The organism is Streptomyces sp. NPDC037126, from assembly GCF_055605965.1.
This window is the reverse complement of record NZ_JBVJTD010000067.1, coordinates 1-7,058: the sequence shown is the minus strand read 5'-3', so window position 1 is coordinate 7,058 and position 7,058 is coordinate 1. Positions and strand designations below refer to the sequence as shown.

Below are 7,058 nucleotides of genomic sequence, written 5' to 3'. Positions count from 1 at the left end.
GAACAGCAACTCCTCCAGCCGAAGCATCACTTCTTCCACGGGCCGAACTGTCAGCCACACCACACCCCGTACGGATCAGTTCCGGGCGTCTTCCCGCGGACTCACTCAGAGTGCATGCTCCACGGAAAGTGAGCCAGAACCCGAGTTTTGACGGCACGGGGGTTCTTGCCTGGGCAGCATCGAGGTGCTCGTGATGAAAGGCCCTGGTCATGCCGCAGATGTCGAAGGTCGAGCTGTACGCGGCGATCCGGCGCGACCACCGCGGCGGCATGACGATGCGGGAGATCGAGCGCAAGTACAACGTGTCGTGGCGGACGGTCCGCAGGGCCGTGGACTCGGTCTGGCCGGAGCCGCGGAAGAAGCTGCCGCCGCGGCCGACGGCGCTGGATCCGTACAAGTCGGTGATCGACGGGATCCTGCGGGCGGACCTGGATGCGCCGCGCAAGCAGCGGCACACGGTCACGAGGATCTTCCACCGACTGGTCGAGGAGCACGGCGCCGATGTCTCCTATCAGATGGTCCGGCGTTACGTCGCGGACCGGAAGCCGCGGATTCTGGTGGAATCGGGCAAGGCTCCACTGGAGGCGTTCGTGCCGCAGACGCACCAGCCCGGCATGGAGGCCGAGGTTGACTTCGGTGACGTGAGCGTGCGCCTCGCCGGCGATTTGGTCACCTGCTACCTGTTCTCCTTCCGACTGTCGTACTCGGGCAAAGCCGTCCACCGCGTCTTCGCCTCCTGCGGCCAGGAAGCCTTCTTCGAAGGGCACGTGCACGCCCTGCGGACGCTGGGCGGTGTCCCACGGAGCAAGGTCCGCTACGACAACCTCAAGGCCGCCGTTGCCCGGGTGCTGGGGCTGAGCCGGGCCAGGGTGGAGACAGACCGGTGGATCGCCTTCAAATCGCACTTCGGGATCGAGAGCTTCTACTGCAGACCCGGCATCGACGGCGCCCACGAGAAGGGCGGGGTCGAGGGGCAGATCGGCTACTTCCGGCGCAACCACTTCACCCCGGTTCCCGAGGTCGCCTCGCTGGCGGAGCTGAATGAGCTGGTCGAGCAGTGGGACCGGCACGACGGCCGACGCCGGATCGGATCCCGGCCGCGAACGATCGACGAGTACTTCGAGGTCGAGCGACCTCTGCTGCTGCCGCTGCCCGAGGAGCCGTTCGAGACCGGGCGGGTGTTCACCCCGCGGGTCGACCGCTACAGCCAGATCGCGGTCCGCACCAACCGCTACTCGGTGCCGGTCCGATTGATCGGCAAGCGGGTCAGGGTGATGCTGCACGCCTCTCACCTGGTGGTCTACGACAAGAACGTGGAAGTCGCCCGACACGAGCGACTCATCGCCAAAGGCGGCTGCCGCCTGGAACTGGATCACTACCTCGAGGCCCTGATCCGCAAGCCCGGCGCCTTCCCCGGCGCCACTGCGCTCGAACAGGCCCGCTCTGCGGGCAAGTTCACTCCCGTCCACGACGCCTGGTGGGCTGCGGCAGTCAAGGCACACGGCGACACCGAGGGCACCCGGGCCTTGATCGAGGTCCTGTTGATGGCCCGACACATCCCGCACGAGCACCTGGTCGCGGGTCTCGCTACCGCGTTGCGGGCCGGGGCCCTGACCGCGGACGCGGTCGCCCTGGAGGCCCGCAAGGCCGCCCAGACCGAGGACGATCCGATGGTTGTCGCCCCGTCTGCGCAGGCCACCGGGCAGTCGGCGGCGACCGTGACGTTCCTGCACGAGTGGAAGCTGAACCACCTGCCGCCGGACACCAGGCCACTGCCCTCGGTGACGCCCTACGACCAGTTGCTCCGACGCCGTCGCGTCAGCGGCGGTGACCACCGAGAGGGAGAAGCACAGTGACCCTGCCCCGCCAGCGAGGCTTGACCGAGCAGGCCGCCACCACGGCCATCGACACCGCCTGCCGCCTGCTGCGGCTGCCCTCGATCCGCAACGAGTTCGCCGAGATCGCCGAACGGGCGGCCAAGGACCAGATGACCTACCGCGGCTTCCTCGCCGAACTGCTGATGGCCGAGTGCGACGACCGGGCCAGACGCCGCTCGGAAAGGCGGATCAAGGCAGCCGGCTTCCCGCGGGAGAAGTCGTTGCGGACCTTCGACTTCGAGGCCAACCCCAACATCGACCCGGCCACCGTGAACACGCTGGCCAGCTGCGAGTGGATCAAGAAGGGACAGCCGCTCTGCCTGATCGGCGACTCCGGAACTGGTAAGTCCCACATGCTCATCGCTCTGGGCACCGAGGCCGCCATGAAGGTACCGCGTCCGCTACACGCTCGCCACCAAGCTGGTGAACGAGCTGGTCGAGGCCGCCGACGAGAAGCAGCTGAATAAGACCATCGCCCGCTACGGCCGCGTCGACCTCCTCTGCATCGACGAACTGGGATACATGGAACTGGACCGGCACGGCGCCGAGCTCCTCTTCCAGGTTTTGACCGAGCGCGAGGAGAAGAACAGCGTCGCCATCGCCTCCAACGAGTCGTTCGGCGGCTGGACGAAGACCTTCACCGATCCCGGTCTGTGCGCCGCCATCGTCGACCGGCTCACTTTCAACGGCACCATCATCGAGACCAGCACCGACTCCTACCGTCTGGCCAGCACCCGAGCCCGAGCCGAACACGCAGAAGCGGGCTGACCACCGCTTCACCGCCTGGCCGGCAACCACTGAGGGCCGGCCAGGCCGAGATCATCCGAGCGGGACACGCCCTGCAACCCGGGGACCAGCGTCCAGATGAGCTGCGATCCGCGTGATCGTCCTGGCGTTGTCCTCGAACAGATGCGCCTGCATGCCCGCCGCCTGGGCCGCCTCAACGTTTACGGCGAAATCGTCGATGAAGAGGCAGCTCTCCGGCCGCACCTCCAGGCTGGCGCATGCGGCCTCGAAGGCACGTGGGTCCGGCTTCTCGATGCCGATCTCGTGCGAGTACACGATCTTTTCGACCAGTTCGTCGAAGTGGTACAGCGCCGTCTCCCGCTCCCGGGCACCGACGAAGCTGTTGCTCAGGATGCCCAGCCTGCAGCTTCCCCGCAGCCCTCGCACATAAGCGATGAGTTCCTCGTTAGGCGTCCCCAGGTATTCCGCCCAAAGATCCGCCATGAAGGCTTCGACCTGGGACGCATCGAGCTCCAGGCGTGCTGCCACCTGCTCGTGAACCTCTCGTTCGCTGATGCTCCCGATGCTCCCGGCCTGCCACACGTCGCGCATCCGCTCGTGCACAGTGCCCGGCGACAGCACCAGCCGCTCTTCCCACCGCTGCACGCATCCTGTTTCCGGCGTGATCTCCAGCACGCCACCGATATCAAGAATGACGCAGGTCTCCGTCACTCGAACTCCCCCCTCTTCGTCCGGCCGGCTGGCGAGCGCACACCGCCCGCTCATGTGATCTATGGAGACACTGTTGTCCTTCCTGCTGGGGCAAGGTCAAGCGATCTTGGAACCTTGTGGCAGCCCTGTTGCGAGCCGCGACACGACTCGGCTGCATCAGCAGGTGCCTCCAAAACTCATGACGATCCGCGGAGTCCTCGGCCGAGCGACGACGTCAGAACTCGTCAACAAACGCTGTCGCAAGAAGTGAACGAAGCCAAGGCCACCACCTCCGGGGTGAACGGGGCCCAGGGCGTCGCGGCCGTCGGTCAGGCGCGGAGATGGATCACCAGAGCCCGCCGCGTGGATCCTCGGTGCAGCATGACGTCAGCCACTCTTCCAGGCCGACGTAGTCGGCCACCGCTTGTGTGCGGCGGGTGTCGGAGCTGGTCGATTCGAAGGCGGCGAGGGTTCGGTTGGCTGGCCATGCGCGGGAGCGTGGGGTGGTGGCGAGGGCGGGGAGGGGGAGCCTGTCGGGACTGATCCACGCGCGCGTGCCTGGCGGTGACTGCGATCTTTCGTGGAGGCATCTCCTCCCACCCCTCCTCATCGTCCACGTCCGCGCCTCGCCCAGGAGCGGCGCGACCACGACAAGGAGTGCGACCCTGAGTGGGACCGGCTCGGCGGCGAACTCCTCGCCCGGCATGCCGATGGCTTTCCCGCCCTCGTCAAGGCCTCGCCGATGGCGCCTTCGACCCGCCGGCACCGACCCGCTCGACTTCGGCATCGAGCGGATCTTCGACGGAGTCGAAGCGCCCACGGCGGCGCGGGAATGATCCGACGGGGGCTGGTTCGCCAAGTGAACTGAACCTCCCCGGTCGACTCATCCTTCGGCTGGCGTGCGAGTGCCGGCCGCTAGAGACGTTACGGCAGCGCGGGCGTATTGTCCGTATATGGGTGATGTGCGGTGTAGCTGGTGTGGGGTGCGGCTTCCCGGGGCGGCGGTGGGCAGCCGCCGGTACTGCCGGGCGGCGCACCGGCAGGCGGCCTGGCGTGCACGCTGCCGTTGGAATCGGGCGGCCACGGAGCGGGAGGGAATGGCCGCGGCCGGTGAGGAGCTGGTCCTTCAGGTGCAGGCCCTCTCCCTACGGGTTCATGAGCTGCCGTCGCCGGGCGTATACGCGGGCTGGAACTCTGCCGCAGTAGCACGCGTGCCGGAGCTGGCTGGAAAACTCGTCCAGGCGGCAGTGCGCGCGGACCGTCGGGCAGGGGCCAGCTGGGGCCAGATCGGCGCGGGTCTGGGTATCAGTGCTGAGGCTGCCCGCAGCCGCTTCGGCCGCAGTCGCGGCGCCCGTACGCCTGCCGCCGGGACAGGGCGAATGTGATGCGGCAGCCTGCCGGCCACAGGCCCGATTCCGTGGAGCGGCTGGATTCGGTCGTGGCCGACGTGGTGCGGCAGACCGGCGCGTCGGTGGCCCTGCTGTACCTGTTGCAGCCCGGCGAGCAGCTGCTGCGGCTGGCATTGCTGTCCGGAGTCTCCCGGCAGATCGCCGCTCCGTGGACCCGCATTCCCCTGGATGCTCCGATCCCGGTCGCGGATGCGATGCGGCAGCGGCGCCTGCTGTGGCTCGGCAGCCAGGAGGAGATGGCCCGCAGCTACCCCCGGCTCGGGATCGTGCTGCCGTACGACTTCATGCTTGCCGCAGCACCCTTGACTAGCGGCGCCTCGGTGTGGGGTGGCATCGTGCTGCTGTGGCCCATCTGGCACCCACCACAGCTCAACGACGATGAACGCCAGGCGGTCGCCACCTGTTGCGGACGCGCGGCCAACCTTTGTGAACAAGCCGCGCAGAGCGGCCGTCCGCTGCCAGCCCCTGAACAACCCCGGCTTCTTGCCACACAGCTCGGCAGGTCCGACCCCGCCCAGGCTATGGCTGCGCTCGGCTTCACCGACCGCCTGCCCGTAGGCTGCTGCGCCCTCGACATCGAGGGCCGGCTCACCTTCATCAACCCCGCCGCCGCCGACCTGATGAACTGCGGCGTCGCCGCCCTGGTGGGCAAACGCCCCTGGGAAGTGCTGCTATGGCTGAACGAGCCACTCTTCGAAGACCGCTACCGGGCGGCGCTGATCAGCCGCCACCCCACCTCCTTCACCGCCCTGCGTCCCCCGGACACGTCGCTGCTCTTCGAGCTTTACCCCGACGACAGCGGCATCAGCGTCCACATCACTCCTACCGCCCGCCCGGCCACCACCGGCCCAGGCGAAAAGCCCCGGTTCGCCAGCGAACCCGTGAGCGCGACGGCCCTGTACCTCCTGACGCACCTGGCGGCCGCCCTGACCGAGGCCACGGGCGTGCGCGACGTAGCCGAACGGGTCGCCGACCAGATCGTGCCCGCCTTCGGCCCCCAGCGCCTGATCCTGATGACCCAGGAAGAAGGCCGGCTTCGCATCGTCGGCCACCGCGGCTACAGCACCGACTTCGTCCACCCCTTCGACGGCACCTCCCTGACCTCCACAACCCCCGTCGCGCATGTCCTGACCACCGGCGACGCCGCCTTCTTCCCCGCCTTCGCCGACTTCCGGCGCGCCTATCCCGACGCTCCGCGCTACGAAAGAACCAACGCTTGGGCCTTCCTGCCCCTGACCGTCTCCGGACGCCCCATCGGTTCTCTCGTCCTCTCCTACGACCAGCCCCGTCCCTTTCCCCCAGCAGAGCGTGGCATCCTCACCTCCCTCGCCGGACTGATCGCGCAGGCCCTGGACCGCGCCCGCCTCTACGACGCCAAGCACGCCCTTGCCCACTCCTTGCAAACCGCTCTTCTGCCCCAGACCCTGCCCCCGATCGAGGGCTTGGACGTTGCCGCCCGCTACCTCCCCGCCGGGCACGGCATGGACGTCGGCGGCGACTTCTATGACTTCATCCGCTGCGACGACACCACCGCCGCCGCCGCGATCGGCGACGTCCAGGGCCACGACTCCACCGCCGCCGCCCTCATGGGACAGGTCCGCACCGCCGTCCACGCCCACGCCACCACCGGAACAACCCCCGGCGACATCCTCACCCGCACCAACCGCCTCCTGACCGACCTCGACCCCGGCCTGTTCACCAGCTGCCTGATCGCCCACCTCGACGTGACCCTCCACCGCGCTCAGCTGGCCAACGCCGGACATCCCCCGCCACTGCTCCGCCATCCCGACGGGCGCACCGAAATCCTCCACCTGCCACCCGGGCTGCTCCTCGGTATCGACCCCGCCACCGACTACACCACCACCGAAATCCGCCTTCCGCCGGGCTCCGTCCTTGTCCTGTACACCGACGGACTTGTGGAAACCCCGGGCACCGACATCGACCACACCACCTACGACCTTGCCAAGCACCTCGCACAGGCGCCAGGCCAGGAACTCGACGATCTCGCCGACACCCTGATCCACCACGCCAAACGGGGCGTCGTTAGGCATGACGACATCGCCCTCTTGCTCATCCGCCCGACAAACGGCGGCTGACACCCATACCGCGCGCTTCATCTCTCTGCGGGACAGGACCGCCCATGCCAACGCCCTCTGCCTGAGCATGTGACCTCGCCCACTGCGCAGCACCGTTCGTTCGGTCCCGCTGCAACAACCTGGCCTGCTGCGTGCCTCCTGCGCGGGTGTGTCCAGTCAACGGCTGATCTTGGTTGTTGAGGTTCAGTGGCTGGTGGTGGGGGTGAGGCGTCCTTCGAAGGCGATCTGGAAGGCGTTAA

The 7,058-nt window shown here is 68.0% G+C and carries 3 protein-coding genes and 1 pseudogene; 3 read left to right on the top strand and 1 reads right to left on the bottom strand.

What is annotated here, in order from left to right:
• Positions 1 to 218 precede the first annotated feature (218 nt).
• Both istA and istB read left to right on the top strand, forming a co-directional pair.
• Complete coding sequence (istA, locus tag ACZ7FF_RS44665) at positions 219 to 1,856, top strand: IS21 family transposase (RefSeq protein WP_470820465.1); 1,638 nt, start codon at positions 219 to 221, stop codon at positions 1,854 to 1,856.
• Positions 1,853 to 2,645: pseudogene (gene istB / locus ACZ7FF_RS44660) on the top strand (IS21-like element helper ATPase IstB). The gene istA and the pseudogene istB overlap by 4 nt, the downstream one beginning before the upstream one ends.
• A 51-nt stretch (positions 2,646 to 2,696) precedes the next feature.
• On the opposite strand, the gene ACZ7FF_RS44655 reads toward istB, so the two are convergent.
• Positions 2,697 to 3,335: an HAD family hydrolase gene (locus ACZ7FF_RS44655; RefSeq protein ID WP_470820463.1), complete on the bottom strand. Its 639-nt coding sequence runs from the start codon at positions 3,333 to 3,335 to the stop codon at positions 2,697 to 2,699.
• Positions 3,336 to 4,698: 1,363 nt separating this feature from the next.
• On the opposite strand from ACZ7FF_RS44655, the gene ACZ7FF_RS44650 reads away from it, so the two are divergent.
• The gene (locus ACZ7FF_RS44650; protein ID WP_470820461.1) at positions 4,699 to 6,819 is read left to right on the top strand and encodes a SpoIIE family protein phosphatase; all 2,121 of its coding nucleotides are present in this window, start codon (positions 4,699 to 4,701) and stop codon (positions 6,817 to 6,819) included.
• Positions 6,820 to 7,058 lie beyond the last annotated feature (239 nt).

Coding starts and splice junctions, on each gene's coding strand:
- ACZ7FF_RS44650 (WP_470820461.1), top strand. CDS start 4,699: ATGCGGCAGCCTGCCGGCCACAGGCCCGATTCCGTGGAGCGGCTGGAT.
- istA (WP_470820465.1), top strand. CDS start 219: ATGTCGAAGGTCGAGCTGTACGCGGCGATCCGGCGCGACCACCGCGGC.